Source organism: Colwellia sp. 75C3 (assembly GCF_002836255.1).
Classification (GTDB): domain Bacteria; phylum Pseudomonadota; class Gammaproteobacteria; order Enterobacterales; family Alteromonadaceae; genus Colwellia.
Map to the genome: position 1 here is coordinate 617,533 of NZ_PJAU01000033.1, position 25,175 is coordinate 642,707.

The 25,175-nt window shown below is 38.0% G+C and carries 24 protein-coding genes and 1 other RNA gene; 13 read left to right on the plus strand and 12 right to left on the minus strand.

Going from position 1 to position 25,175, the window contains the following annotated elements:
- The first annotated feature begins 154 nt into the window (after positions 1–154).
- A complete protein-coding gene (gene lpxC / locus CXF85_RS07065; RefSeq protein ID WP_101227803.1) occupies positions 155–1,072 on the plus strand; it encodes a UDP-3-O-acyl-N-acetylglucosamine deacetylase in 918 nt (305 codons plus the stop codon).
- 121 nt (positions 1,073–1,193) lie between these two features.
- On the opposite strand, the gene CXF85_RS07070 is transcribed toward lpxC, so the two are convergent.
- The gene (locus CXF85_RS07070; protein WP_101227804.1) at positions 1,194–1,700 is read right to left on the minus strand and encodes a DUF721 domain-containing protein; all 507 of its coding nucleotides are present in this window, start codon (positions 1,698–1,700) and stop codon (positions 1,194–1,196) included.
- 114 nt (positions 1,701–1,814) lie between these two features.
- Between CXF85_RS07070 and CXF85_RS07075 the strand changes: the two genes are divergently transcribed.
- The 3 genes from CXF85_RS07075 to mutT all read left to right on the plus strand — a co-directional run bounded on the left by CXF85_RS07075 (position 1,815) and on the right by mutT (position 6,225).
- Positions 1,815–2,666, plus strand: coding sequence for a M23 family metallopeptidase (locus CXF85_RS07075; RefSeq protein WP_232771108.1), 852 nt, complete (start codon positions 1,815–1,817; stop codon positions 2,664–2,666).
- A 354-nt stretch (positions 2,667–3,020) separates the two neighbouring features.
- The gene (secA, locus tag CXF85_RS07085; RefSeq protein ID WP_101227806.1) at positions 3,021–5,702 is read left to right on the plus strand and encodes a preprotein translocase subunit SecA; all 2,682 of its coding nucleotides are present in this window, start codon (positions 3,021–3,023) and stop codon (positions 5,700–5,702) included.
- A gap of 88 nt (positions 5,703–5,790) precedes the next feature.
- Positions 5,791–6,225 carry an 8-oxo-dGTP diphosphatase MutT gene (mutT, locus tag CXF85_RS07090; RefSeq protein ID WP_101227807.1) on the plus strand — a complete coding sequence of 145 codons (435 nt, stop codon included), beginning with the start codon at positions 5,791–5,793 and terminating at the stop codon, positions 6,223–6,225.
- Positions 6,226–6,320: 95 nt separating this feature from the next.
- Here the strand turns inward: mutT and yacG are convergent, their stop codons facing one another.
- The 7 genes from yacG to CXF85_RS07125 all read right to left on the minus strand — a co-directional run bounded on the left by yacG (position 6,321) and on the right by CXF85_RS07125 (position 13,265).
- The gene (gene yacG, locus CXF85_RS07095) at positions 6,321–6,557 is read right to left on the minus strand and encodes a DNA gyrase inhibitor YacG (protein ID WP_101227808.1); all 237 of its coding nucleotides are present in this window, start codon (positions 6,555–6,557) and stop codon (positions 6,321–6,323) included.
- A 132-nt stretch (positions 6,558–6,689) separates the two neighbouring features.
- A complete protein-coding gene (gene zapD / locus CXF85_RS07100; protein WP_101227809.1) occupies positions 6,690–7,442 on the minus strand; it encodes a cell division protein ZapD in 753 nt (250 codons plus the stop codon).
- Between the two features lie 64 nt (positions 7,443–7,506).
- On the minus strand, positions 7,507–8,115 hold the full coding sequence (coaE, locus tag CXF85_RS07105) for a dephospho-CoA kinase (protein ID WP_101227810.1): 609 nt from the start codon (positions 8,113–8,115) through the stop codon (positions 7,507–7,509).
- A gap of 197 nt (positions 8,116–8,312) precedes the next feature.
- Complete coding sequence (locus tag CXF85_RS07110; protein WP_101227946.1) at positions 8,313–9,194, minus strand: prepilin peptidase; 882 nt, start codon at positions 9,192–9,194, stop codon at positions 8,313–8,315.
- Positions 9,195–9,335: 141 nt separating this feature from the next.
- Positions 9,336–10,592, minus strand: a complete 1,257-nt coding sequence (locus tag CXF85_RS07115) for a type II secretion system F family protein (RefSeq protein ID WP_101227811.1) — start codon at positions 10,590–10,592, stop codon at positions 9,336–9,338.
- Between the two features lie 120 nt (positions 10,593–10,712).
- Positions 10,713–12,413: a type IV-A pilus assembly ATPase PilB gene (pilB, locus tag CXF85_RS07120; protein WP_101227812.1), complete on the minus strand. Its 1,701-nt coding sequence runs from the start codon at positions 12,411–12,413 to the stop codon at positions 10,713–10,715.
- Between the two features lie 366 nt (positions 12,414–12,779).
- On the minus strand, positions 12,780–13,265 hold the full coding sequence (locus CXF85_RS07125) for a pilin (protein WP_269801158.1): 486 nt from the start codon (positions 13,263–13,265) through the stop codon (positions 12,780–12,782).
- A 1,095-nt stretch (positions 13,266–14,360) separates the two neighbouring features.
- Between CXF85_RS07125 and rplM the strand changes: the two genes are divergently transcribed.
- The 7 genes from rplM (at position 14,361) to CXF85_RS07165 (ending at position 19,824) form a co-directional block, all read left to right on the plus strand.
- Positions 14,361–14,789, plus strand: coding sequence for a 50S ribosomal protein L13 (gene rplM / locus CXF85_RS07130; RefSeq protein WP_101227813.1), 429 nt, complete (start codon positions 14,361–14,363; stop codon positions 14,787–14,789).
- Positions 14,790–14,792: 3 nt separating this feature from the next.
- Entirely contained in the window at positions 14,793–15,185 is a 393-nt protein-coding gene (gene rpsI / locus CXF85_RS07135; RefSeq protein ID WP_101227814.1) for a 30S ribosomal protein S9, read from the plus strand.
- Between the two features lie 820 nt (positions 15,186–16,005).
- On the plus strand, positions 16,006–16,596 hold the full coding sequence (petA, locus tag CXF85_RS07145) for a ubiquinol-cytochrome c reductase iron-sulfur subunit (RefSeq protein WP_101227816.1): 591 nt from the start codon (positions 16,006–16,008) through the stop codon (positions 16,594–16,596).
- Positions 16,596–17,873, plus strand: coding sequence for a cytochrome b (locus tag CXF85_RS07150; RefSeq protein ID WP_198555523.1), 1,278 nt, complete (start codon positions 16,596–16,598; stop codon positions 17,871–17,873). The genes petA and CXF85_RS07150 overlap by 1 nt, the downstream gene beginning before the upstream one ends.
- The gene (locus CXF85_RS07155; protein WP_101227817.1) at positions 17,873–18,631 is read left to right on the plus strand and encodes a cytochrome c1; all 759 of its coding nucleotides are present in this window, start codon (positions 17,873–17,875) and stop codon (positions 18,629–18,631) included. The genes CXF85_RS07150 and CXF85_RS07155 overlap by 1 nt, the downstream gene beginning before the upstream one ends.
- 72 nt (positions 18,632–18,703) lie before the next feature.
- Positions 18,704–19,345 (plus strand): stringent starvation protein SspA, encoded by a 642-nt coding sequence (gene sspA / locus CXF85_RS07160; protein ID WP_101227818.1) that lies wholly within the window; start codon positions 18,704–18,706, stop codon positions 19,343–19,345.
- Entirely contained in the window at positions 19,345–19,824 is a 480-nt protein-coding gene (locus CXF85_RS07165; protein ID WP_101227819.1) for a ClpXP protease specificity-enhancing factor, read from the plus strand. The genes sspA and CXF85_RS07165 overlap by 1 nt, the downstream gene beginning before the upstream one ends.
- An 87-nt stretch (positions 19,825–19,911) precedes the next feature.
- Here CXF85_RS07165 and CXF85_RS07170 read toward each other — a convergent pair whose 3' ends face one another.
- From CXF85_RS07170 to CXF85_RS07185, 4 genes are read right to left on the minus strand one after another with little or no spacing between them, the layout of a single operon-like run.
- Positions 19,912–20,520 (minus strand): BON domain-containing protein, encoded by a 609-nt coding sequence (locus CXF85_RS07170; RefSeq protein WP_101227820.1) that lies wholly within the window; start codon positions 20,518–20,520, stop codon positions 19,912–19,914.
- Positions 20,521–21,111, minus strand: a complete 591-nt coding sequence (locus CXF85_RS07175) for a phosphoheptose isomerase (protein ID WP_101227821.1) — start codon at positions 21,109–21,111, stop codon at positions 20,521–20,523.
- Positions 21,112–21,157: 46 nt separating this feature from the next.
- Entirely contained in the window at positions 21,158–21,547 is a 390-nt protein-coding gene (locus CXF85_RS07180) for a YraN family protein (RefSeq protein WP_101227822.1), read from the minus strand.
- Positions 21,534–23,573 (minus strand): penicillin-binding protein activator, encoded by a 2,040-nt coding sequence (locus CXF85_RS07185; protein ID WP_101227823.1) that lies wholly within the window; start codon positions 23,571–23,573, stop codon positions 21,534–21,536. The genes CXF85_RS07180 and CXF85_RS07185 overlap by 14 nt, the downstream gene beginning before the upstream one ends.
- A 213-nt stretch (positions 23,574–23,786) precedes the next feature.
- On the opposite strand from CXF85_RS07185, the gene rsmI reads away from it, so the two are divergent.
- Both rsmI and rnpB read left to right on the plus strand, forming a co-directional pair.
- Positions 23,787–24,644 carry a 16S rRNA (cytidine(1402)-2'-O)-methyltransferase gene (rsmI, locus tag CXF85_RS07190; RefSeq protein ID WP_101227824.1) on the plus strand — a complete coding sequence of 286 codons (858 nt, stop codon included), beginning with the start codon at positions 23,787–23,789 and terminating at the stop codon, positions 24,642–24,644.
- Positions 24,645–24,702: 58 nt separating this feature from the next.
- Positions 24,703–25,123: RNase P RNA component class A (gene rnpB, locus CXF85_RS07195), an RNA gene on the plus strand.
- The last annotated feature ends 52 nt before the right edge of the window (positions 25,124–25,175 follow it).

Genomic DNA, 25,175 nt, shown 5'->3' on the forward strand with positions numbered 1-25,175 from the left:
GGTATTTTTGATTTTAGTGCTTTTTTTTGATATATTATGCGCCGATTAAAGTGCTGTGAGTGAATTATTCTATATGACTTAAAAAGTTAAATAGGATATTTACTAGAGCAATTGCATTTATTAACATATAAAAAGCAAGGTAAGCGAGGCTGATATGATTAAGCAACGTACATTAAAAACGAGTGTTTCAACCGTAGGTGTTGGATTACATAAAGGTGAAAAAGTGCAGGTTACTCTCCGTCCTGCACCAGCAAACACCGGTATTGTGTTCCGTCGTATTGATCTTGACCCTGTGGTCGAAATCAAAGCGACGCCTGAAGCCGTGGGTGAAACAACGTTATGTACCTGTTTGGTTAATGAACAGCAGGTGAAGGTATCAACTGTTGAGCACTTACTCTCAGCAGTTGCCGGTTTAGGTATCGATAATTTGTTTGTTGATGTTGACTCTGCTGAGATTCCGATCATGGATGGCAGTGCTTTACCTTTCGTTTATTTAATTCAATCGGTTGGTATCGAGACATTAAATGCCCCTAAGCGCTTTTTACGTATTAAAAAGCCAATCCGTGTTGAAGAAGGTGATAAATGGGCAGAGTTACTGCCTTACGAAGGTTTTAGAGTCAATTTTTCTATTGAGTTTGAACACCCTGTTATCGAAAAAACTTGTCAAACGATGAGCATGGACTTTTCTAGTTGCTCGTTTATTAAAGAAATTAGTCGTGCTCGAACGTTTGGCTTTATGAAAGATATTGAATTTTTACGCTCTCATAATTTAGCCTTAGGTGGCAGTTTAGAAAACGCGATAGTACTTGATAATTATCGTATGCTAAATAAAAATGAATTACGTTATGATGATGAATTTGTAAAACATAAGATACTAGATGCAATTGGCGATCTTTATATGTGTAGTGCAAGTATTTTAGGTGAGTTGAACGCCTTTAAATCTGGACATGGTTTAAATAACTTATTATTAAGAGAAGTTTTTAAACAGACTGATTCATGGGAATGGGTAACATATGAAGGTGATAAAACCTCACCAATTGAATACCAGGAAATAAATGCTGCGGCATTTTAATCTTTCCAATATTCTTAGAAGTGCGAACATTAAGAACGTTTAATTCATGTTTAAATAGAGTTTAAACATGAATTAACCACAGTGAACGCATGCTTCAATTGATTAACTTATATCTGTCAGCTTATTTTCTTCCTGCGACTCTCGCTAATTTCTCAAGCTTTTCCTTTAGACCTTTAGGGGCATTCTTCGCTATATCAAGAAACTGCTTTGCGGTTTTTTCATTTACTACGGCATTATTTTTTGGTGCAACGGCTTTAGCAAATTGTAAAAGATCTGATCTTGTTTTTTCGGTAACTTGATGGCGCTGCTGACGGAAGCCTTGCGGGTTAACTTTGATTTCTATTTTTTTAAAAGTACCATCAGTACTGGTTGTTAATGCGTTACAGATGGTATTACGTTCAAACTGTAATCTTTGCCCCCAAACCGGAGATTTCACTTCTATAATTAAGGTGTCATGTCGGCAATTTGCAATATGCCAAGCATCTTCTGGTAAATCAGGACAAATTTTTCGTACAATGTCCGCCAAAATAGTCAAAGAGTTGGTTTTTGTTTGAATATGTGCCAAAGTGCCTGTCGTTGTTTGCAATAGGGCTGACATATTAATAGGGACTTTTGATTTTCTAGCCATTGTTGTCACCAAAAATTAGCAAAATTCAGTAATAAAACTGACTGAATAAATTAACCGAAATAGATATCTATGAGTTTAACACTACTATACCGAGGAAAGAACGTCAGATTCTCAATGCGACTAACTAAATTGCATTGGTTATCCGCTATGTGCGCCTTTGCGTTAATTTCAGGGTTAATCGTTCATCTAATTGCCAGTAATAAATTACAACCTAATAGCGAAAAGTACCAAGTGTTATCTCAAGTTAATTCAGTACCAATGCAAGTTAAAGAACAAAAAATTACCGCGTTAACTATCAAACTCGCCGAATTACAAAGCCAAGTATTACGTTTAAATGCTCTCGGTGATCGCTTAGCAGATGATGCTAATATTCCCGAGAAAGAATTCAACTTCAAGCAACTACCAGCAAGTGGTGGACCCGCATCGAATACTTTTCTAGTTAATGATAAAACACTTGAACAACTCTTTATTGAAATAGAGCTCTTTGAAAGCAAAATAAATTACGAAGAAAAACAACTACAAATGCTTGAATCTTTGACATTTGGTCACCATATACAAAATAATGGTTACTTATCAGGTCGACCAATAGCCAAAGGCTGGTTATCCTCTTATTATGGTGTCCGCAAAGACCCGTTTAATGGTAAAGCAACCATGCACAAAGGCATCGATTTTGCGGGTAAAGAAGATACCGCTATTATTGCTACGGCAGCAGGCGTTATCACTTGGGCAAGTAAGCGCTATGGTTATGGAAATTTAATTGAAATAAATCATGGTGATGGTTTAACTACACGCTATGGTCATAATAAAGATTTACTGGTAAATGTCGGTGATGTCGTAAATAAAGGGCAAAAAATTGCACGAATGGGCAGTACTGGTCGCTCAACTGGACCACATGTTCATTATGAAATATTACGAAATAATAAACAAATTGACCCAATTAAGTTTGTTTATCGAAAAGGGAAGTAACCGGTTGAAACGTTAAGCGGTTATCATAATAATTCACGAATGGTGGTTAGTATATACCCATGTCACCTCAAAATGCAGGAGTCAGCTGGAATTAGAAACGTCTTTAGGTAAGGCATTGATTGAAGAGAATGGTTGTTCCATTGTCGAAACCAATAACGTAGCATAAAACGTTTCTAAACCAGCCCTATGGGGACGACTGAGCAAATCATGCGCTTCGTTGCATCTGTTTTTAAGGGAATAACCCTTAATAAAAAGATGTGCCTTGATCATGAGTCGCTCAGTTATCCTGAAAATCGCATTTTGAAGTATCATGGGTATAGCCACTAATAATTCTCAATTAATGGTTTAAATAAGATGTTTGGAAGTTTGTTAACAAAAATATTCGGTAGTCGAAATGATAGATTACTAAAACAGATGGGCAAAGAAGTAACTAAAATAAATGCACTCGAGCCTGTTTTAGAAGCGTTAAGTGATGAAGAATTGAAAGCGAAAACCATTGAGTTTAAAGAGCGATTTACTCAAGGTGAAACGGTAGAGCAATTATTAGCTGAAGCCTTTGCTGTAGTCAGAGAAGCCAGTAAACGAGTCTTTGGTATGCGTCATTTTGATGTACAAATGATTGGCGGCATGGTGCTTAATGACGGTAAAATTGCTGAGATGCGTACCGGTGAAGGTAAAACATTAACCGCTACCTTACCATCATACCTAAATGCCTTAACGGATAAAGGTGTTCACGTTATTACCGTGAATGATTACCTCGCAACACGTGATGCGGATTGGAGTCGCCCTTTATTTGAATTTCTTGGGATGACTGTTGGTTGTAACGTTGCCGGTATGACAACTGAAGGTAAGCAAGCTGCTTATCAATCAGATATTACTTACGGTACCAATAACGAATTCGGTTTTGATTATTTACGTGACAATATGGTGTTCTCTCCACAAGAACGCGCTCAAAAACCACTACATTTTGCAATTATTGATGAAGTCGATTCAATCTTAATTGATGAAGCAAGAACGCCACTTATTATTTCAGGTCAAGCTGAAGATAGCTCGGCACTGTATAAAATTATTAATACTTTAGTACCGACGCTCGAGCAGCAAGAAGAAGAAGATAAAGAAGGTGAAGAAAGTACGGGTGACTTCACTATTGATGAAAAAGCAAAACAAGTTTATTTAACTGAACGTGGTCAAATTCACATTGAAGAGATCATGGTTGAAAAAGAATTATTAACGGTAGGTGATACTCTGTTCTCAGCCGCTAATATTACTTTATTACATCATGTTATGGCTGCACTTCGTGCTCATAAACTCTTTCATAAAGATGTCGATTATATTGTAAAAGATGATGAAATAGTCATTGTTGATGAACACACTGGCCGTACGATGGAAGGCCGTCGTTGGTCTGAAGGTCTTCATCAGGCAGTTGAAGCTAAAGAAGGTGTTAATATTCAAAATGAAAATCAGACACTTGCTTCTATAACCTTTCAAAACTATTTCCGAATTTATGAAAAACTGTCAGGTATGACAGGAACGGCAGATACTGAAGCTTTTGAGTTTAGTCACATTTATGGTCTAGAGACAGTTATTATTCCTACCAACCAGCCAATGGTTCGTAAGGATATGCCTGATTTGATTTACTTAACAACAGACGAAAAATTTGAAGCTATTTTAGCTGATATTCAAGATTGTGTGAAACGAGGACAACCAGTACTTGTAGGTACCATTGCGATTGAAACCTCTGAGTTTTTATCAGACTTCTTGAAAAAAGAAAAAATCAAACACAAGGTACTTAACGCTAAGTTCCATCAACAAGAAGCTGAAATTGTTGCGGATGCAGGTAAAGAAAACGCGGTGACTATAGCGACTAACATGGCTGGTCGTGGTACCGATATCGTTTTAGGCGGTAATTTAGATGCCATAATAGCTAAGTTAAGTAATCCTAGTGAAGAAGAACTAGCTAAAGTTAAAGCACAGTGGAAAATTGATCATGAACGTGTACTTGAGTTAGGTGGCTTACATATAGTAGCGACAGAACGTCATGAATCTCGACGTATTGATAATCAGCTTCGTGGCCGTTCAGGGCGTCAAGGTGATGAAGGTTCTACCCGTTTTTACTTATCAATGGAAGATTCATTGATGCGTATATTTGCCTCTGAACGTATCTCTAATATGATGCGTAAGTTGGGCATGGAACATGGTGAAGCGATTGAACATCCTTGGGTGACCCGCAGTATTGAAAATGCTCAGCGTAAAGTTGAAGGTCGTAACTTTGATATGCGTAAGCAGTTGTTAGAATATGATGATGTTGCTAATGATCAACGTGGTGTTATCTACGAGCAACGTAATGAGTTACTTGATAATGAAGAAATTGGCGAAGTAGTCAGTGCGATTCGTAATGATGTGATTAACGGTGTTATTGACCAGCACATTCCGCGTCAATCATTAGACGAAATGTGGGATGTTCAGGGCCTTGAAGAACAATTGAAAGGTGATTACTCAACTGAATTAACTGTCGCTAAATGGCTTGAAGATGACAGCAAGCTTCATGAAGAAAGTTTGCGTGAAAAGATCATTACTGAGTTTGAACAAGCTTATAAAGATAAAGAAGAAGCGGTTGGTGCTGATGTATTGCGTCAGTTTGAAAAAGCAGTAATGTTACAAAGCTTAGACTCGCATTGGAAAGAACATTTATCAGCCATGGATCACCTTCGTCAAGGTATTGGACTGCGTGCTCATGCACAAAAAAATCCAAAGCAAGAATTTAAGCGTGAATCATTTGAGCTGTTTACTGAAATGTTAGATAACTTGAAATACGATGTAGTGGGAATTTTGTCTAAAGTACAAATTCGTGCTGAATCAGATGTTGAAGCGGTTGAAGAGCAACATAGAAAGTCTGAAGAAGTACCAATGGATTTTCAGCATCAATCAGCATCAAGCCCTAACGAGCAGGCACAAACTCCTCGTGTAGGTCGAAATGAACCTTGTCCATGTGGTTCAGGTAAAAAATATAAGCAATGTCACGGTAAGTTAGCTTAAGACTTAAGTTTTTTGAGTTAAATAAATTTTATTGTGAGTATAAGCCAGTCAATCGACTGGCTTTTTTATTTTATAGAGTAGAGATATTATGAATAAAGTTGTTCACGTTGCCGTAGGGGTGATTACAAGATGCTGTGAAGAAGGTGGTGTTCATTACTTCTTAACTAAACGCTTAGAGCAGGCTCATCAAGGAGGAAAGTGGGAATTCCCAGGTGGTAAGGTGGAAAAAGATGAAACGGTTGCACAGGCGCTTGCTAGAGAGCTTAAAGAGGAAGTGGCGATTGATGTCTTGTCTTGCCAACCGTTAATTAAAATTGAGCATACTTATCTCGGTAAAGGACTAGATAAGGAAGGAAATAAAAAGGCTGATAAAAGTGTCTGTTTAGATGTTTTTATCGTTGATAACTTTCTTGGTGAGCCAAGCGCACAAGAAGGGCAAGGACAAGGGTGGTTCTCACTAGCAGAATTACAAGATTTAGATTTTCCTGAAGCTAATAAGGGAATTATTGCTAAGTTATCATAGAAGCGCGATTAAAATCCCGCCTACGGGAGATTCAATTGTAGGCGGGAACTTGTTCGCGCGTTCTGTGAACATATAACCGGATTTAAAAATTCTGTCTACTCGGGTTCAACAAAAAATTTATTATTAAGTAAAAACTCATCTTCCATTGCATCTAACATTTCTTCTGATAAAACAGTGTCTACTTGAATGTTTTGGCTGATTTTATGCCCTTCATCAGCCCATTCACCGAGATCAATTAGTTGGCAGCGTTTACTACAAAAAGGTCGATATTCACTACTTTCTTGCCATAAAACCGATTCTTTACATTGCGGGCAGGGAACTTTTAAGGTCATAGTTATATATTATTTAGAGGGTGAAGTAATAGTAATTATACATGAATGTTGATTGGATGGAATCATTAGCAAGTTAACAAACACGTTATCAAAATGGAAATATCGTTAGCAGAACTATAAATAAAAGTGAACTTAGCAGCGTGCTAATTGAAAAACAGTAGCTTGGTTGGCATACCGTCGACCGGTATGCTGGCAAGGTAACATAAAGCGAATGGAGTAGCGGAATTTGTTACCACTGATTGTCGGATAATAAGGGGCATCTTTAGCTAACTTTATTCGTAATAATAAAAGCCCTTCACCATTATCTTGATAAAAGCCACTATCAGCTTCAATTGTTTCAAATTCAGCGCGTTGACGGATGAATTTAAGTACAATTGCCAGTGCCGACGATACATCGTTCAGTAAATTTAGCCATTGTTGTATCTCTAGCTTAATTTTTTTTTCATCTTGATGAAGCCAAAAATGCAATTGCGGCAAATCAAAGCTGGAACTTCCGCCTTGAATAGCAAAACGTTGTTTCAAACAGGAGAGTAACTTGTCTTCTTTAAGTTGCATCCAAGTAGGGCGTGCAATTCTAAGGTGACTGACTAACTTGACGGTTTCTGATAGGTTCTTCTCAAGGGCGCTGGTATCAACATCAGGCACTTTGGACCAAACAACAAGGTTTTGTTCTAGTTTTTCTAATTCTTTAATTAAATCACCACGAACATCGTTACGCTCTAAGGTATCTAGAATAGAAAATAGCGCATTAAAAAATACCTGATGGCTAGTCTTTATACTTATATCACTGCTAAGGCATGAGTATGCCTGAGCAAAGAGTTGCTCAAGTTTTAAGTAATTTCGTATTCGCTCATTGAGCGGATGTTCATATAAGACCGTAGACATACAACGTTTTGTAACCTGTTAACCAGAAATGTAAATAAATAACGAATTAATTTATTGTTGATTTTTAAACCATTTTTGTCAAGGTTAAATACTTTTTATCCAATGACATGACTAGTTTTTTCACTTCTTCTAGGTCAGTTGTGTCATTTTTAATGACATCATCTGCAACTCCGAGTCTTTTATCTCTACTAGTTTGGCTCGCTAGTATTGCTTTAACTTCTTGCAATGAGCTGTTATCTCTAGTCATCGTGCGGGCTATTTGAGTTGATTCGCTTACATCGATAACTAATACACGATTTACCATAGCTAATAGGTTATTTTCAATCAGCAAGGGGGCAACTAAAATACAGTAGTGGCTTATTGCCTCTTCTGTTTGCTTTATTATATTAGTTCGAATTAAAGGGTGTAATAAGTTGTTTAACCATTGTTTGTCTGCTTCATTACTAAAAATACGGCTACGTAATAATGCACGGTTAAGCAAGCCATCAGCTTGTATATAGTCATCGCCAAAGTGAAGAGCAATTTCTTTTAATGCAGGACTATTTACTGCCACCACCTCTCTGGCAATGATATCTGCATCAATAATATCAATACCAAAAGCCTCAAAGTAATTGGTTATGGTAGTTTTTCCGCTACCTATGCCACCGGTAAGGCCAATAATTAGTTTAGACATGATAAAAATAGCTCAGATATGTTGATTGTAGTTATAAACTGCTTTTAAATTAATGTGCCTATGCACATGGCTCAGGATCGTCATCCCCGTGGTTTCTTAATCGGGGATCCACTGTATAAAAAATAATGGATCTTCGATCAGAGACTTCGAAGATGACATTTACAGTGTTGTCTTGATTTACTACATAGGCATGTAAATTAGTGAAGCTCCTGTAAATACCATGACCAAATACCCTCACCCCATAATAGCGTTATCCAACCAGCTACCGCTAAATAGGGACCAAAGGGAATGCCTTGTTCTCTTTGGTGGTTTTTAAATAACATTAAAGTAATGCCAACAATTGCGCCAACTACTGATGCCATTAAAATCAGTAACGGCAACAATTGCCAACCGAGCCAGGCACCAAAAACAGCAAATAACTTAAAGTCGCCAAAGCCCATGCCTTCCTTACCAGTAAAGAGTTTAAAAAGCCAAAAGACAGAGTAGAGACTCATATAACCAACGGCAGCGCCAATAACAGCATCGGTTAAAGGAACAAAAGTCCCATTTATGTTTATCAGTAAACCTAACCATAACAATGGTAAGGTGATTTGATCGGGCAGTAACATATGGTCAAAATCAATCATGGTGAGTGAGATCAAACACCATGTCAGTAACAAAACCCAAAGCATCGTTATGGTAGGACCAAAATGTTGTGCGACAATAAGGCTTAGCAGCATTGTTGCCAGCTCAACTAAAGGGTAACGCGCAGAAATGTTATTTTTGCACTGGCTGCACTTTCCTTTTAACACTAACCAACTTAATACAGGAATGTTTTCGTAAAATCGAATTTTATGACCGCAACTTGGACAAGTGGAGTCGGGCTTAGATAAGCTCATTGGCGTGAGGTTTTTAGCCTTAACACTCACAACTTCTTCAGCGAGAAACTCGCGACAGTCATGATACCAACTGTATTCCATCATTTTAGGTGTTCGATAGATTACTACATTAAGAAAACTACCTATTGCCAAAGATATAAAACCAACAGTGATATAAAAAAAGGCAGGTAGTTGTAGGAATAACTGGTAAATGGTGTCGATAAAAGATAAAAAATTATTGTTTAACAAAGTGGAATCCAGGTATAAAACAGAAGTTATAGATTAATTGGAATAGATTAATTGAAATAAAGAAATAAAAATGAAGCAGCAATAATATAGTGCTACTTCATTTGTTATAATCGATTAAACAACTTTACCTATTTCAAATATTGGTAAGTACATGGCAATGATCAAACCACCGATAACTACACCTAATACAGCCATAATCATGGGCTCTAATAAGGCCGTCAATCCATCGACAGCATCATCTACTTGTTGCTCATAAACAGTGGCAACCTTTGACAACATATCATCAACAGCTCCAGACTCTTCGCCAATAGCAACCATTTGAATAACCATATCCGGGAATATGTTGCAGTTACGCATCGCAAGATTCATCTGCATGCCAGAAGAAACTTCTGCTTTTACTTCTAATATTGCATCACGAAAAACTGCATTACCAGATGCCCCCGCGGCAGAATCCAACGCATCAATCAGTGGCACACCAGCGGCAAAGGTTGTTGATAATGTTCTTGCGTAACGGGCAACAGCAGCTTTTTCTAATAAATCACCAATAACAGGGATTTTTAATATATTTTTATCTACGCTATCACGAAATTTTTGGCTATTTCTATGGGCTCTTTTAAATAAAAAACCGGCTATATAAAGCCCCGCTAAGCCAAAGTACCAATAGGCCTGCATAAACTCTGAAAGAGCAATAACCATTAAAGTAAAACCAGGTAATTCTGCACCAAAACTAGAAAATATCTCTTGGAAAACAGGAACAACAAAAATAAGTAATATACAGGTAACTATAAAAGCCACAACGAGAACGGCAATGGGGTAAGTCATTGCTTTTTTTATTTTTGATTTAAGTGCTTCTGCTTTTTCTTTGTAAGTAGCAATACGACTATAGATAGTCTCTAAAGCACCAGATTGTTCTCCAGAGTTAACTAAATCACAATATAAGTCATCGAAATAAAGAGGGTGATCACGTAGACAATCTGATAAGGGGATGCCAGAAGAAAGTTTTGACTCTATATCAGCTAAAAGCTTTCGCATTTTACCATTATTATGGCCAGAGCCAATCATTTGGAGTGTTTGTACTAGTGGTACACCAGCACCTAACATAGTCGCTATTTGTCGGGTGATAACCGCTATATCAGCAGGGGTTATAGGCTTATCACCACCTATACCAAATAATGGTTTTGCCTTTTTCTTAACACGACTTGGTGTTATGCCTTGCTTACGTAATTGAGTTTTTAGCTGGATAATATTATCAGCAGAGAGTTCACCGGTGATTGTTTTTCCTTTACGATTCACACCATGCCAAACAAAGACATCTTGGTCTTTAACTTTAGTTTTATCTTTAGCTGATTTGCTTTTTTTTGTAGTAGCCATAGTTAATCCTGGTTCATAAATCACTCTACTATTGCTTTATCATTGCAGCAGGTAAAGTGTTTTGCATATTAATTAATAAAAATTATATTTTAAAGTCTAAGCAGTTAGCCCAATATAAGCCTAAGCGGTAGTTACTCTGTTAATCTCTTCTAAACTGGTCATACCGTTCATTGCTTTAATTAACCCTGATTGTCGCAGATTGTTATAACCCTCTTTTTGACATTGTTTGGCTATATCAAGGGAATTACCACCTTCCATAATAATAGAGGATATGACGGGACTTATTTTTATTACTTCATAAATACCCACACGACCTTTGTAACCACCAGTACAGTGAGTACAACCTACAGGTTTAAACAGCTTTATCTCAGCTAGTTTGTCTGCAGGGAAACCTTGCTCTGCTAATTGCATCTCTGATAAGGGCTCTTCTTCTTTACATTGAGGACACAATCGTCTTGCCAAACGTTGGGCAATGATTATAGACACTGAGCTGGCAACGTTGTACGAAGGTACACCCATATTGAGTAAACGGGTTAAGGTTTCTGCTGCAGAGTTAGTATGTAAAGTTGATAAAACTAAATGGCCGGTTTGCGCGGCTTTGATAGCAATTTCAGCGGTTTCTAAATCTCGAATTTCACCGACCATGACAATATCAGGATCTTGTCGTAAAAATGAGCGTAAAGCACTAGGGAAGGTTAATCCCGCACGGTTATTAATTTGTACCTGATTAATACCTTCAAGGTTAATTTCGACAGGATCTTCTGCGGTAGATATGTTTCTTTCTTGGGTATTAAGGATATTAAGACCCGTATATAAGGATACTGTTTTACCTGAGCCTGTTGGGCCGGTAACTAATATCATACCTTGTGGCCTGTCTAACGCTTCGGTATAAATTTTCTTTTGTTCCGGTTCGTAACCAAGCATATCAATACCTAACATAGCGCTTGATGAATCTAATATACGCATTACGATTTTTTCACCCCACATAGTGGGTAGGGTACTAACACGAAAATCAATGGATTTTTTCTTGGATAACGCTAACTTTATTCGACCATCTTGTGGCACACGACGTTCGGCAATATCCAATTTAGACATGACTTTTAAGCGGGCTGCCATTCTTGAAGAAAGGCTTACTGGTGGTCTAGCGATTTCAGATAAAATGCCATCAATACGAAAGCGAATACGAAATGACTTTTCATAGGGTTCAAAGTGTAAATCAGAGGCACCTTTTTTTATCGCATCGAGTAATATTTTATTGATAAACACAACAATGGGGGCATCATCTTCACCGCTTGCATTGTCCTCTTCTTTTTTGGACTCAGCAACATCGATACCCGCTAATTCATCTGCATCTATGTCACTTATATTCAGTGCATCACTTTCATCTTCGAGCACTTTTTCAATACAAGCTTGTAGGCTTTTTTCATCACACAAGACTAATTCGGTGCTGTAACCAGTATTAAACTGTATTTCTTCAAGGGCATCTAGATTGGTTGGATCTGACATGGCAACAAAAAGTACCTTGCCACGTAAATAAAGCGGTAATGCATTATGTTTAGTAATCAGTTTTTCATTTCGAATACCATCAGGTACGAGGCCGGTATCAAAATTGGACAATTGAATTTGAGGATAACCAAAGCTTTTAGAAAGCACCTTGGCAATGCTTTTGCCATCAATATTTTTAGCCTCTATAAGAAAACGTATAAAAGGTATGTTCTTACCGACGAAGTCAGCCGCGATTTCATCTATTGACTCTAGTGAAATAAGGTTCTGTTTTGATAGAGCGGATAAAACGCTGGATTGTTGATGGCTGCCTTTCATAATTTCTGGAGATAACCTCTTGGGAATATTAATATTGTGACGGTTAATTTAGTGTAACTTATAACTTTGTTAAAAGCACAAAGAGATTTCTGGAGGGTGGTGTTCTTTAATCATTAATTTAAATTAAGATTGATACTATTTTTATTATAATTTTAAAAGATTAACAATCTTAGAGTAAATATTAAGATAGTTAATCATTAGCTTAAGATTTCAGATTAGAAGAGATATTGTTGTTTTTAGCTAAATGCTTTGCAACAACCATCGGTTTATCAAAGCTATTAAAAAAAAGCTCCCGAAGGAGCCTTTAATTTAGAGGTGAAAATATTAGCGTTTAATATAATTCTGCCCCCAATATTTGAGTGTTAATTAACAAAGACCTGCTTCTTTACACGTACCGGATGAAGCCCATTGTGCAGAACCATTAGCAGGTGTAGCGGTTAGGATATATGTATAACCAGCTCCAGTAATACCAAAAGAATTATCTACTGCAGTTACTGTTATAATTATAGGCGCGCCGGGAACAGGCTCTTGTGTAACTGGAACAGTTGCAGGTACTACATCTCGCATGGTGGTCTCAACAAGTACTGACTTTACATATATCGAAGCATCCCAACCAGTTGTACCTGTCGTTAAGGTAGAACAGCTAGTACCTGTCTGAATACAAATATCAACGGCAGTTTTTGCTGGTGTTCCAGCCAATACTACTTCAGTAAATCTTGCACGATCTGTATAGGTTTTGTAAGCCGGTAAGGCGATTGATGCTAAAATACCGATAATCGCCACAACGATCATTAATTCAATCAGGGTAAAACCTTTCTGTGCACTTTTTTTCATTTGTTGTAAGTTTTTCATAATTTATATTCCATTTTGTTTTTACGGGGGCTGACTTCATACTGCGACAAAAAATCACAAATGTAAAATTTTGTTGCGACTTATTTTTGTTTTTATTATTGGTTAACCAGTGAGCGATTACTTTATAACCCGTTATTAACTAAAGATTAACTTCTTATGAAGTTTTAACCCTTAATTAACGCAAACAAATTAAGTTGTTTTAATTTTAATGTCAACATGTCGCCGATGAGCAACAGCATTACAATTTTCAACAGAAAACGATAGCTGGTAGATGTAGGGCGATGATTCACAAGCAGCCTTTAATAACACAGCTAAAGTACGCATAAGGCCATGTAGATAGCTTGAATAAGAGGCAAATATTATTTTCTGCTTGTTTTAACCGTAGCACTTTACCAAAGCGGTAACTTATACCCATTCCATTACTTGATTGCCCACTTGTGCTGGTTAAAATACTCCAGGTCAGCGTTGCTCTCAATCTCAATAGTCAGCTATTGCTCAATCGAGCGCCTTGCCCTGATTTATTTTTCCTAGGCACAACAAGATCACAAATTTAATGGGATTGGTATTATATCTCGCATCTTATATAAGTATGCAAGGCAACGATTAACTATAGCCAATTGCTAACTATTAACCCGATCAATTTATTGCTTCAATTGTGCTGGTTAAAATATTCTATGTCAGCGTTGCTCTCATTCCCAATAGCTAGCTATTTCTCGATTGGGCGCCTTACCTTGATGTATTTTTGCAATGTACTGCAAGATACAGATTTAATGTATTTGGCATAGGTCATAGCTCTAAGTCAATGAAGGCCTTTTAACTAGTCATTATGGTGTTAATTAGAAAAATATCGCTTTATTAGTGAAATGTAGGTGACCTTTGTCGACTCTTTCTGTATAATCCGCGCTCCCTACGTTACAAAAGCCTATTGTTTTGTGGATTATTCTTGCTTATAAATTATTATTTTTAAGTAAAGTCCCAATAAACAGTGGTGCTGGGCTCGATGCTCGAAGGGGCAATGGCGTAGTCCATTTAACCGGCAATTAAATTAATTTTTACATTGTCATTTAAGTAACATTTTTAAGATTGGGTTTTTTAATGAAAACTTTTGTAGCAAAACCAGCAAGCGTACAACGCGAATGGTTCTTAGTGGACGCCGAAGATAAAACTTTAGGTCGTATCGCAACTGAAATTGCAACCCGTTTACGCGGTAAGCATAAAGTAGAATATACACCTCACGTAGATACTGGCGATTATATCGTTGTTATCAATGCTGAGAAAGTACGTGTAACAGGTAACAAAGCGAAAGGTAAAATTTACTACTCGCATACTGAATTCCCTGGTGGACTTAAGCAAATTAGCTTTGAAAAGTTAATTGAAAAAGCTCCTACACGCGTTCTTGAATTTGCAGTGAAAGGCATGTTACCTAAAGGTCCTTTAGGTCGTGAAATGTTCCGCAAATTAAAAGTATATGCAGGCCCAGAGCATGCACATACAGCACAACAACCACAACTTTTGGAGCTATAAGCAATGGCTGATAATCAATATTACGGTACTGGTCGTCGCAAGAGCTCAACTGCTCGTGTGTTTATGAAAGCTGGTAACGGTGCAATCACAATTAATAAACGTGACATTTCTACGTACTTCGGTCGTGAAACTGCTCGTATGGTTGTTCGTCAACCATTAGAGTTAGTTGAAATGTTAGAAAAGTTTGACTTTAACATCTCTGTAGTAGGTGGTGGTATTTCTGGTCAAGCTGGCGCGATTCGTCACGGCATTACTCGTGCATTAATGGTTTTCGATGAAACTTTACGTGGTGAACTACGTAAAGCTGGCTTCGTTACTCGTGATGCGCGTAAAGTTGAGCGTAAGAAAGTTGGTCTTCATAAAGCACGTAAGAAGCCACAATTCTCAAAACGTTAATTTTCGTTATGTTCAGCATTTATGCTGCGTTGTTATCATTATTCGTCCCAGTCATTTAGTAGATCTAAATTCAGGGACTCATAATTCAACGCCTTGCCTAAATGCAGATCATTTAGAAAATAAGACGCATGATATAATTTATGTGTTTTTAAAAAACCGACCTTGTGTCGGTTTTTTTATGCCTGATGATAAAGCAGCGCGAACAAGTTCCCGCCACGAGGGAGTGGTATGAATTGGGTTTTGAGAATGCCGTAGGCGGGATTTTAATCGCGCATGCTTTGGTTATGCTGCGTTATTATCATTATTCGTCCCAGTCATTTAGTACATCTATGGTTAGCTAGAGAAGCAGGGACTCATAATTCAACGCCTTGCCTAAATGCAGATCATTTAGAAAATAAGACGCATGATATAATTTATGTGTTTTTAAAAACCGACCTTGTGTCGGTTTTTTTATGCCTGATGATAAAGCAGTACGAACAAGTTCCCGCCTACGAGGGAGTGGTATGGATGGGGTTTTGAGAGTGCCGTAGGCGGGATTTTAATCGCGCATGCTTTGGTTTTTAATCACGCTAAATATACTTTATTTATTCTATTTCAAAGTATTTCAAATTATTTCTGCTTTTACAGTGCCTAAGCCCCTTTTTACCTTGTAAAAAACACGCTATTTCTTTATGATCGTAAAAATTTTTTTGTCGATATACCGCTTGGTATTAATTTGATCTAACAAAAACAAACGCTGTGCTTGCTGGTTATTATAAATTTATCGCTTAGTTAGTCATAAAAATAATTGTTTTGTTAGTGTCTTAGTTGGAGAGTATGAATGAGCAATGTGCCTGTGAATAACGGCCGCAGACGCTTCCTAACGGCTGCTACTGCAGTTGTTGGTGGTGCTGGTGTGGTTGGGGCTGCTGTGCCTTTTATTGCTTCCTGGAATCCAAGTGCTCGCGCGAAAGCTGCGGGTGCTCCAGTTGAAGTTAATATAGGTAAAATACAGCCTGGTCAATTAATCCGTGCCGAATGGCGTGGTAAACCCGTTTATGTAGTACGTAGAACGGAAAAAACAGTTAGTGATTTAGCTAAACACGATGACCAGTTACGTGATCCTAATTCTGAAAAAGCTCAACAACCTGTTTATGCAACTAATGCCTATCGTTCAATTAGACCTGAATTCTTAGTTGCCTTAGGTGTTTGTACTCATTTAGGTTGTGCTCCTACTCACCATGGCGGTGATTTCGACCAATTCGTTGAAGGCGTTCCAAATGGCTTCTTCTGTCCTTGTCATGGTAGTAAATTTGATATGGCTGGTCGTGTATTTCAAGGCGTTCCTGCTCCATTAAATTTAGTGGTTCCAGAGCATTCTTTTACCAACGATGACACATTGTTAATCGGTGTTAGTCAGGGAGACGCATAATGTTAATGAAATTAGCTACTGATTTTATGGGCTGGATTGATAAACGTTTACCTGTAACTGATGCTTGGAATAAACATTTAGCGCAGTACCCGGCACCAAAAAACTTTAATTTTTGGTACTTTTTTGGTTCTTTAGCCATGCTAGTCCTTGTTAACCAAATCCTTACGGGTATCTGGTTAACGATGAACTATGAACCCTCTGGTGAAGGTGCATTTGCATCTATCGAATATATTATGCGTGATGTCGACTTCGGTTGGTTATTACGTTATATGCATTCAACAGGGGCATCAGCCTTTTTTGTTGTGGTATATATGCACATGATGCGTGGCCTTATGTATGGTTCGTACCAAAAACCGCGTGAATTACTATGGATCTTCGGTATGTTGATCTTCTTAGTATTAATGGCCGAAGCATTCATGGGTTACTTATTACCTTGGGGTAATATGTCTTACTGGGGCGCTCAAGTAATTATTTCGCTGTTTGGTGCTGTACCGATTATTGGTGATGATTTAACGTTATGGATCCGTGGTGATTACGTCATCTCAGGTGCCACTTTAAACCGTTTCTTCGCATTACACGTTATTGCTATGCCGTTGGTATTGGTTATTTTAGTGTTCTTGCATATCCTTGCTTTACATGAAGTCGGTTCAAATAACCCTGAAGGTGTTGACATTAAGAAGCCTAAAGGCAGTGTTAAACCTGAAGAACTAAGTAAGTTTACTTTCCATAAACAATACAGTGAAAAATACGATATTGTTGATGCAGTGCCTTTCCACCCTTATTACTCGGTAAAAGATATTATGGGTGTTGCTGGTTTCTTATTCTTATTTTGTTGGGTTATGTTCTTTGCACCAGAGGGGGGTGGTTACTTCATGGAAGCGCCAAACTTTACTCCTGCAAACGGCTTGAAAACACCTGAGCATATTGCACCAGTATGGTACTTTGGTCCTTTCTACACTATTTTACGTGTTGTTCCTGATAAGTTATTAGGTGCGGTTGCCATGTTTGGCGCTATCGTAATGTTATTTGCATTACCATGGTTTGACCGTGGCACAGTTAAATCTGTTCGCTATCGTTCAAAGTTACATTTAGTTAACTTGATTCAATTCGCGATTTGTTTTGTTGTTCTAGGTGCTTTAGGTACTATGCCAGCAACACCAGTAGCTAATTTAATTGGTGTCATTGCTAGTTTTGGTTATTTTGGTTTCTTTATTGCTTTGTGGTTCTACAGCAAAAACGAAAATACTAAACCAGTTCCAGAGAGGATTGCAGACTAATGAAAAAATTAATTATAGCCGCTACTTTCGGCATACTTTTCAGCGTAACGGCACTCGTGTCGTTCAGCGCTGTTGCTGCAGGGCCAAGTATTGAATTAGACAAAGCGAATAATGATTTATCGGATAAGGAGTCTTTGAAAAAAGGTTTTAAAACGTATCTCAATTATTGTTTAGGCTGTCATCAGTTACAATATCAACGTTACAATCGTACGTTTGTCGATTTAGGTATTGAAGAAGCTGATGGTGTTGCAAACTTCATGCCTACAGGTGATAAAGTTGGTGGTCACATTCTAAATACCATGCCAGAAAAAGAAGCGGCAAAATGGTTTGGTAGCGCGCCACCAGATTTAACATTAGAAGCACGTTTACGTAGCCCTGATTGGATCTATACTTACTTACGTTCTTTCCATATTGATGAGTCGCGTCCATTTGGCGTGAACAACACAGTATTTAAAGATGTTGGTATGCCGCATGTGTTACAAAATTTACAAGGCGTTAGTACTTTAACGGTAAGTAAAAAGCTTGATTCACACGGCGAAGAGCATGAAGTATCTACTTTATCACCAGCAATGGGTGGCAGTTTAACTGCTGAAGAGTATGATGTAGTAGTGCGTGACTTAACAAACTTCTTAGAATATGTTGGTGAGCCAAATAAACTTGAGCGTAAAGCGCTTGGTTATTGGGTACTAGCTTTCTTATTCTTCTTCTTTATTCTTACTTATTTCCTTAAGAAAGAATATTGGAAAGACGTACACTAAGTGCAATAAATTTCAGGGGTATTTGATAGTAAAATATCGAATACCCCTTTGTTAGTTTTTTTAGGAGGCTTTATGGCCGTAGCAGCAAATAAACGCTCTGTGATGACGTTGTTCTCTCATGCTGATGATATGTATAGTCATCAGACACGCATTGTTTTAGCAGAAAAAGGTGTTGGTGTTGACATCAACTTAGTTGATTTAGCTAACTTGCCTGAAGACCTATTGGACTTGAATCCATATGGTACAGTACCGACTTTAATTGACCGTGAATTAGCGTTATATGAAGCTAAAATCATTGTTGAATATTTAGATGAGCGTTTCCCTCATCCACCATTGATGCCTGTATATCCGGTAGCACGTGGTCGTAGCCGTTTATTGATGCACCGTATGGAACAAGATTGGTATAGTCTAACTAAAATCATCATGACAGGCAGCGCTGATAAAGCCGCTAAAGCTCGTCAAGAATTGAAAGAAAGTTTATTAAGTATTGCACCAATTTTAAATGAAGCACCATACTTTATGAGCGAAGAATACAGCTTAGTTGATTGTTATTTAGCACCATTATTATGGCGTTTGCCTGTATTTGGTATTGAATTAGTTGGTCAAGGTTCAAAAGAACTTAAAACGTATATGTTACGTGTATTTGAACGTGAATCTTTCCAAGCATCATTGACTGAAGAAGAGCGTGAATTACGCTTTGGTCACCCTGCATAATGGAAGATGCAACACCTAGCTCTATGAGTTCGAATAAGCCTTATTTAGTTAAGGCTTTCTATGAGTGGATTTCAGACAATGACCTTACGCCATATATCATGGTTGACGTTAATGTTTACGGTGTATTAGTGCCAATGAATTATGTCGCTGATGGACAGATTGTGCTAAATGTTGCGAGTTCAGCAGTTGGTACTATCGCATTAGGTGATAAAGCCATTGAATTTAGCGCCCGTTTTGGCGGTAAGTTAGAGCACATTACCGTACCTTATGGTGCGATAGGTGCTATTTACGCTAAAGAAAATGGTGCTGGAACTTCATTGCCTATTGAACATCCTATTGTGGATGAAGATGAGATAGTTGATGTGGCTCCGACAAAGCCAAAATCTACTTTAAGTAGTGTTGCTTCAACGGGTAGTGAGACAGAAAAATCGAACAAGCCCAAAGGAAAGAGTAAAGCAAGTTTGAAAATCATCAAATAGCTTTCACTGTTTACTTATAGTTAAATGACAAAAAACCGGAAGATATCACTGATATCTTCCGGTTTTTTTTGTTCGAAAAGTCGCGTTTTAAATATATTCAAAAGCTTTAAATACACGGCTAACACCGTTGATATTACGGGTTATTTCTACCACAATATCGGCTTCTTTCTTGGTGACTAAACCGAGTAGAAACACTTCGGAATTTTCCGTAACAACTTTGATATCTTTTGCGTTAACTTCGCCATTAGCCAGCAGAGCTGATTTGACCTTAGATGTTAGCCATATATCATTACTTCTGGTGGTTATAGCGATAGTCGAGCTAATACGAATCTGGTTATGTATAGTAATAATGTCAGGAACATCCTGAATTATTTTTATAGCAAGATCTCTTAAATAGGTATTAGGAGCTTGGCCAATCACTAAAACGGTACCGTTCATGCTAACTATATGTAAGTTGGTGTTATCAGATAATGCCTTTTGTTTATTTAATTCATTATGCGCAATAAACTCAATACTTTGATCGTCTATTTGTTTAACAAAAGTACGCCTATCGGCAACCATAGTTGCACCAGCAGTAACGGCTACTACGGTAGCAACAGCACAACCTTGTAGCGCGGAAATTAGCATCAATATCCCCGCTAATTGCACAGATTTATTTTTGCTTAATGTTAAGGGGGCTTTTTTCAAGGTCAACATTTATGAATCATCCTGCGGAAATAAAGTCGTATCAATTATTTCACACAAACTATGTAAAACAATTAAATGCACTTCTTGAATTCTTGAGGTTCTCGCTGAGGGTACACGTATTTCAACATCCCCCTCACCTAATAGACCTGAAATATCGCCGCCGTCAAACCCTGTTAAGGCAATGATCGGAATATCACGAGATACTGCACTCTCAATGGCTTTAATGACATTACGTGAGTTACCACTGGTAGAAATAGCTAATAAAACATCGCCATTATGGCCCAATGCTCTTATTTGCTTTGAAAATACTTCATCATATTGGTAATCATTAGCGATAGAGGTAATGGTAGAAATATCACTGTTCAGGGAAATTGCTGGCAGGCTAGGGCGTTCAGTTTCATATTTGTTAAGCAGTTGCGCACAAAAGTGTTGAGCGTGTCCTGCAGAGCCACCATTGCCGCATGATATGATTTTATTACCGCCTAATAAACATTGAACCATCATCATACCTGCATGCTCTATAGATGGGCCTATCGACTCGCTAGCGGCAATTTGCGTTTGTATGCTTTCAGTGAAATTATTTTTGATCTGCTCTAGCATGTAAAGTTGACTCCGCGACTATAGTTGAATGATGAATGCTAACAGGTTAAAAGGCATTTTTTAACCAAGTTACTTGTGGTTGAGTAATATCGCCTTCAAGCGCTATTACATCTATACGACAGGCCGTATTATATTCATTTAAACCGGCTTGATGCAGGTAAAATGTAACGCAATGCTTAATTTTCTTTTGCTTACTCACTGGGATTGCTGCAATGGCACCACCAAACATTATGTTCTTACGGTACTTTACTTCGATAAAAACATAAGTATCGCCTTCAAGCATAATAAGATCTATTTCACCTTGGCGAGAGTGAAAGTTTCTTTCTATTAACGTTAAGCCCAGCTCAGTTAGGTACTGCTCAGCATAAAGTTCAGTGATTTTTCCTTTATCTGTACTGGTGGCCTTTTTAGCCGAGGCATTGTTATTCCATAGCAATAGATACTACCTTATTACGTTTGTAAGCACCCCAAAGTAAACTACGCGTGAGAATATTATTATCATCTAGCTTTAGTACACCTGTTTGCCCCCAGTGCTGAAGGTAAGGTGCTTGCTGCATCAAAGGAATTTTATTTATTAGTTGGTAGCTGTCATAACCCATAGCAAATAAACGCGATAAACCATCACTGCGTTTTGGCCAAAGCTGTTGGCTAAGTGCTGACAACTCAGCGTTTTGCTCACCAGCTAACAACCAAGGGATTTCTGTAAAGGTCAACCCTTGCAAATCACTATTACTGCTATAATCACTTTGAGTACTATGACTACGAGAGCTAGCAAATACAGGGATGACATCTGCAAATGGACTGATGTTAACTGCAATATAAGGTTTTACTAATCGTGTCTGTTCTGGGGTACCAACGAGATAGATCATATCAATATCACGACGATTTCTAGTTTGCGTTTTTATACTCTGATTAAGTCGACTTTTAAGTTTATCAATTCTAATTTTACTCTTATTCACTGATAAACTGGCTTTAATATTATCTTGCATTTGAGAGCCGGTGTCATAATCGACAACCTCAATAGTATCACCTGTAATTCGCTTCCACTGTTTGGCAAAGGCTTGAGCAATACGCTTGCTAACAATGTTCTTTTGGCTTAATACAACAGGGCGCTTAAAGTTTTGACGACTCAATGTTACAGCCGCTTGTCTTGCTTCATCCTCTGGGCGCATTGAAAACACGGTATGCTGACTTGTTAGCGAAGTCTTAGTTGGAATATTCAACAATAGGGTATCAATGCCGTTAGAATTACTAGGCGTTTGTAAATAACTGTTTATCGCTGATTCACTGTCAATAGCGGTAATATAATCAATTGATTTATTCTGGTTATTGGTTGAATTTTTGACAGACTCTTCGGATTTATTAATATCAAATAAATCGCTACTGGCATTAAGTAAGTAGTCATTTTGTGCTTGTGTTTGCGCACTTGTGTAGCTGATATATTTGTCTACATTGGATTTAAGCAATGGTCCAATAACATAATCAATTTTTAGTGTTGATAATTCATTGGTTAAGCCATACCAATTCACGGTATTACTATCAATAAAATGCAAGGCTTTCGTTTTTTCGTTAGCAAAGCTAGCCAAAATCCCTTGTTGAATTGCTCGGCCAGCCGTATTCTGTTTTCCACTTAAGGGAAGGATTACAGCAATGTTTTCAATGTTTTTCGGGATAATAGCTTGAGCAGTCAATTGGCTGGCTATAACATTAGCAGGGTGCAATTTAAATTTATTTTTCCAAATGCTCAGCTGATATTGCATTTTCTTTTGATCATCACCAAATCTATTCGCTAACGTTGTGAGTTGTAACCAACCTTTACTATCGGGTGCTTTATCCAAAGCTAAAAGGCTCAGTTGCCATTGAGATAAACTCTGCAGATTACGCCAAATACTGTCAATTTGTTGTTGGCTCTGTGATGATTTTTGTGTAAAAGAAAAAGCAAGTAATTGTGCATTTAACGCTGAAATAGGTCTTTTTTGCTCTTGAAATACAGTACTTAATAACCGGTAGTATGTCGCGGTAAGTAGGATGTTATTTTCATTAGCAAATTGTTCAAGTTGATTGAGTTGCAGATGACTTTCAGTATAAAAACCAAGTTTTTGTAAGCTACTCGCCTTAATTAGCACTAGTTGAACTTTCTCATGGGTGTTGTGAGAAACTTGCTCGTCCATTAACGGCATAATTTTGTCAGCAAGCCAAAGTGCTTTAGGGTAATTTTGTTGCTGATAAAATAGCTTAGTTGCAATAAGTAATTCACCTATGGCAGCGTTGGTTTCTAATGTTTGCGCAAGCTCAATATGATGTGCTGCCGAGAGCGTACCTAAATCTACCGCAATCTCTTCAATCCCGGTGTTTGGTACCGTCTGTGTTTTTGGTTCGGGAACTTGCTTAGTGCTACAGCTTGCAATTAATGTGAGCAACAGAGCGGGTAAAACTCGAGATTTAATATAGTGTAAATGCATTGAAAAGTAATCTAATCCTGTTGGCTTAATCTTACAAGTAAGGATGCTGTTTTTAGCACATGAATAAATCCGTGCGTATTGTTATCAGTATGGGGTTATAATAAACGCCTACGAAGTTAGTCACAACTAATAAATACCCATGTTACTTCAAATTCCTGACACACGATTTTTGAGGTATCATAGGTATATGCCAAATGAGTGAAGTAAGTCTACATGAGTGAAACAACCTTAACACCAGCTACCCTTTATATTGTGGCAACCCCTATCGGTAATTTAGGCGATATCAGCCAGAGGGCAATTGATGTATTAACACAAGTTGATGTTATTGCTTGTGAAGATACTCGCCATACCGGTAAGTTGCTATCTGCCTTTGCGATAAAAAATAAAACCATGTCATTGCACGACCATAATGAGCGTCAACGCCAAGAGCAAGTGGCGAAGATGTTACAAGAGGGCAAAACTATTGCCTTAGTATCAGATGCTGGAACGCCATTAATAAGTGATCCTGGTTTTCATTTAGTACGACATTGTCGAAGCCTAGGCCTAAATGTTTCTCCTATCCCAGGAGCCTGTGCAGCTATTTCAGCATTATCTGTTGCCGGACTACCGACTGATAGATTCAGCTTTGAAGGATTTTTACCCTCTAAGTCAGGCGCAAGACAAGCGACTTTACTTGCCTTGGTTGATGAACCTCGTACCATGGTTTTTTATGACGCGCCTCGCCGTGCAATAGATACCGTTCGAGATATTGTTACTACCCTGGGTGGTGAACGCTATATCGTCATCGCTAGAGAGTTAACTAAAACGTTTGAAACTATCCATAGTGATAGCGCTGAAAACTTTCTTACTTGGCTTGAAGAAGACGCTAATCAGCTTAAAGGTGAGATGGTCTTGATCATCGAAGGTTATAAAGCTAAAGAAAATGAAATATCAGCAGAAGTGATTAATACATTGAAATTATTACTGGCTGAAATGAAGCCAAAAAAAGCCTGCGCAATTGCTGCTGAAATCTATGGTGTGAAGAAAAATTCCTTATATGAAGTTGCTTTAAGTTTGAAATCAGAAAGTTAAATCGTACTGATTAAACAAAGGTCGTGGACATTTCCCGTGAATAAGGTAAAATGCGCGCCGAGTTGACCAGACAATCGCTGGCTAGTTTACGTAAGTATTTCTAGCGGGAGGAAAGTCCGGGCTCCAATGAACAGGGTGCCAGGTAACGCCTGGGCGGCGTGAGCCGACGACAAGTGCAGCAGAGAGAAGACCGCCGATGGTTTCCTTAGGGATTCACAGGTAAGGCTGAAAGGGTGCGGTAAGAGCGCACCGGATTGCTGGTAACAGTAATTGCAGGGTAAACTCCACCTGGAGCAAGACCAAATAGGGTTTCATGATTATTGTTACGCAAGTTTCGATAATATAAGCGTGGTTCGCGTGGAAACCGGGTAGGTTGCTTGAGCCTTAGAGCGATTTAAGGCCTAGACGAATGATTGTCAGTTCATTTACTTTTAGTAATTGAGCTACAAAACCCGGCTTATATAGTGTCAACTCACCTATTCCAAGAAAAAACCTCTGCAGTAATGTAGAGGTTTTTTTTTGACAAAAATT

Coding starts and splice junctions, on each gene's coding strand:
- CXF85_RS07070 (WP_101227804.1), bottom strand. CDS start 1,700: ATGGCTAGAAAATCAAAAGTCCCTATTAATATGTCAGCCCTATTGCAA.
- CXF85_RS07125 (WP_269801158.1), bottom strand. CDS start 13,265: ATGAAAAACTTACAACAAATGAAAAAAAGTGCACAGAAAGGTTTTACC.
- CXF85_RS07115 (WP_101227811.1), bottom strand. CDS start 10,592: ATGGCTACTACAAAAAAAAGCAAATCAGCTAAAGATAAAACTAAAGTT.
- CXF85_RS07075 (WP_232771108.1), top strand. CDS start 1,815: ATGCGACTAACTAAATTGCATTGGTTATCCGCTATGTGCGCCTTTGCG.
- rpsI (WP_101227814.1), top strand. CDS start 14,793: ATGGCTGATAATCAATATTACGGTACTGGTCGTCGCAAGAGCTCAACT.
- pilB (WP_101227812.1), bottom strand. CDS start 12,413: ATGAAAGGCAGCCATCAACAATCCAGCGTTTTATCCGCTCTATCAAAA.
- lpxC (WP_101227803.1), top strand. CDS start 155: ATGATTAAGCAACGTACATTAAAAACGAGTGTTTCAACCGTAGGTGTT.
- sspA (WP_101227818.1), top strand. CDS start 18,704: ATGGCCGTAGCAGCAAATAAACGCTCTGTGATGACGTTGTTCTCTCAT.
- zapD (WP_101227809.1), bottom strand. CDS start 7,442: ATGTCTACGGTCTTATATGAACATCCGCTCAATGAGCGAATACGAAAT.
- rplM (WP_101227813.1), top strand. CDS start 14,361: ATGAAAACTTTTGTAGCAAAACCAGCAAGCGTACAACGCGAATGGTTC.
- CXF85_RS07165 (WP_101227819.1), top strand. CDS start 19,345: ATGGAAGATGCAACACCTAGCTCTATGAGTTCGAATAAGCCTTATTTA.
- CXF85_RS07170 (WP_101227820.1), bottom strand. CDS start 20,520: ATGTTGACCTTGAAAAAAGCCCCCTTAACATTAAGCAAAAATAAATCT.
- CXF85_RS07150 (WP_198555523.1), top strand. CDS start 16,596: ATGTTAATGAAATTAGCTACTGATTTTATGGGCTGGATTGATAAACGT.
- yacG (WP_101227808.1), bottom strand. CDS start 6,557: ATGACCTTAAAAGTTCCCTGCCCGCAATGTAAAGAATCGGTTTTATGG.
- petA (WP_101227816.1), top strand. CDS start 16,006: ATGAGCAATGTGCCTGTGAATAACGGCCGCAGACGCTTCCTAACGGCT.
- secA (WP_101227806.1), top strand. CDS start 3,021: ATGTTTGGAAGTTTGTTAACAAAAATATTCGGTAGTCGAAATGATAGA.
- mutT (WP_101227807.1), top strand. CDS start 5,791: ATGAATAAAGTTGTTCACGTTGCCGTAGGGGTGATTACAAGATGCTGT.
- rsmI (WP_101227824.1), top strand. CDS start 23,787: ATGAGTGAAACAACCTTAACACCAGCTACCCTTTATATTGTGGCAACC.
- coaE (WP_101227810.1), bottom strand. CDS start 8,115: ATGTCTAAACTAATTATTGGCCTTACCGGTGGCATAGGTAGCGGAAAA.
- CXF85_RS07185 (WP_101227823.1), bottom strand. CDS start 23,573: ATGCATTTACACTATATTAAATCTCGAGTTTTACCCGCTCTGTTGCTC.
- CXF85_RS07155 (WP_101227817.1), top strand. CDS start 17,873: ATGAAAAAATTAATTATAGCCGCTACTTTCGGCATACTTTTCAGCGTA.
- CXF85_RS07175 (WP_101227821.1), bottom strand. CDS start 21,111: ATGCTAGAGCAGATCAAAAATAATTTCACTGAAAGCATACAAACGCAA.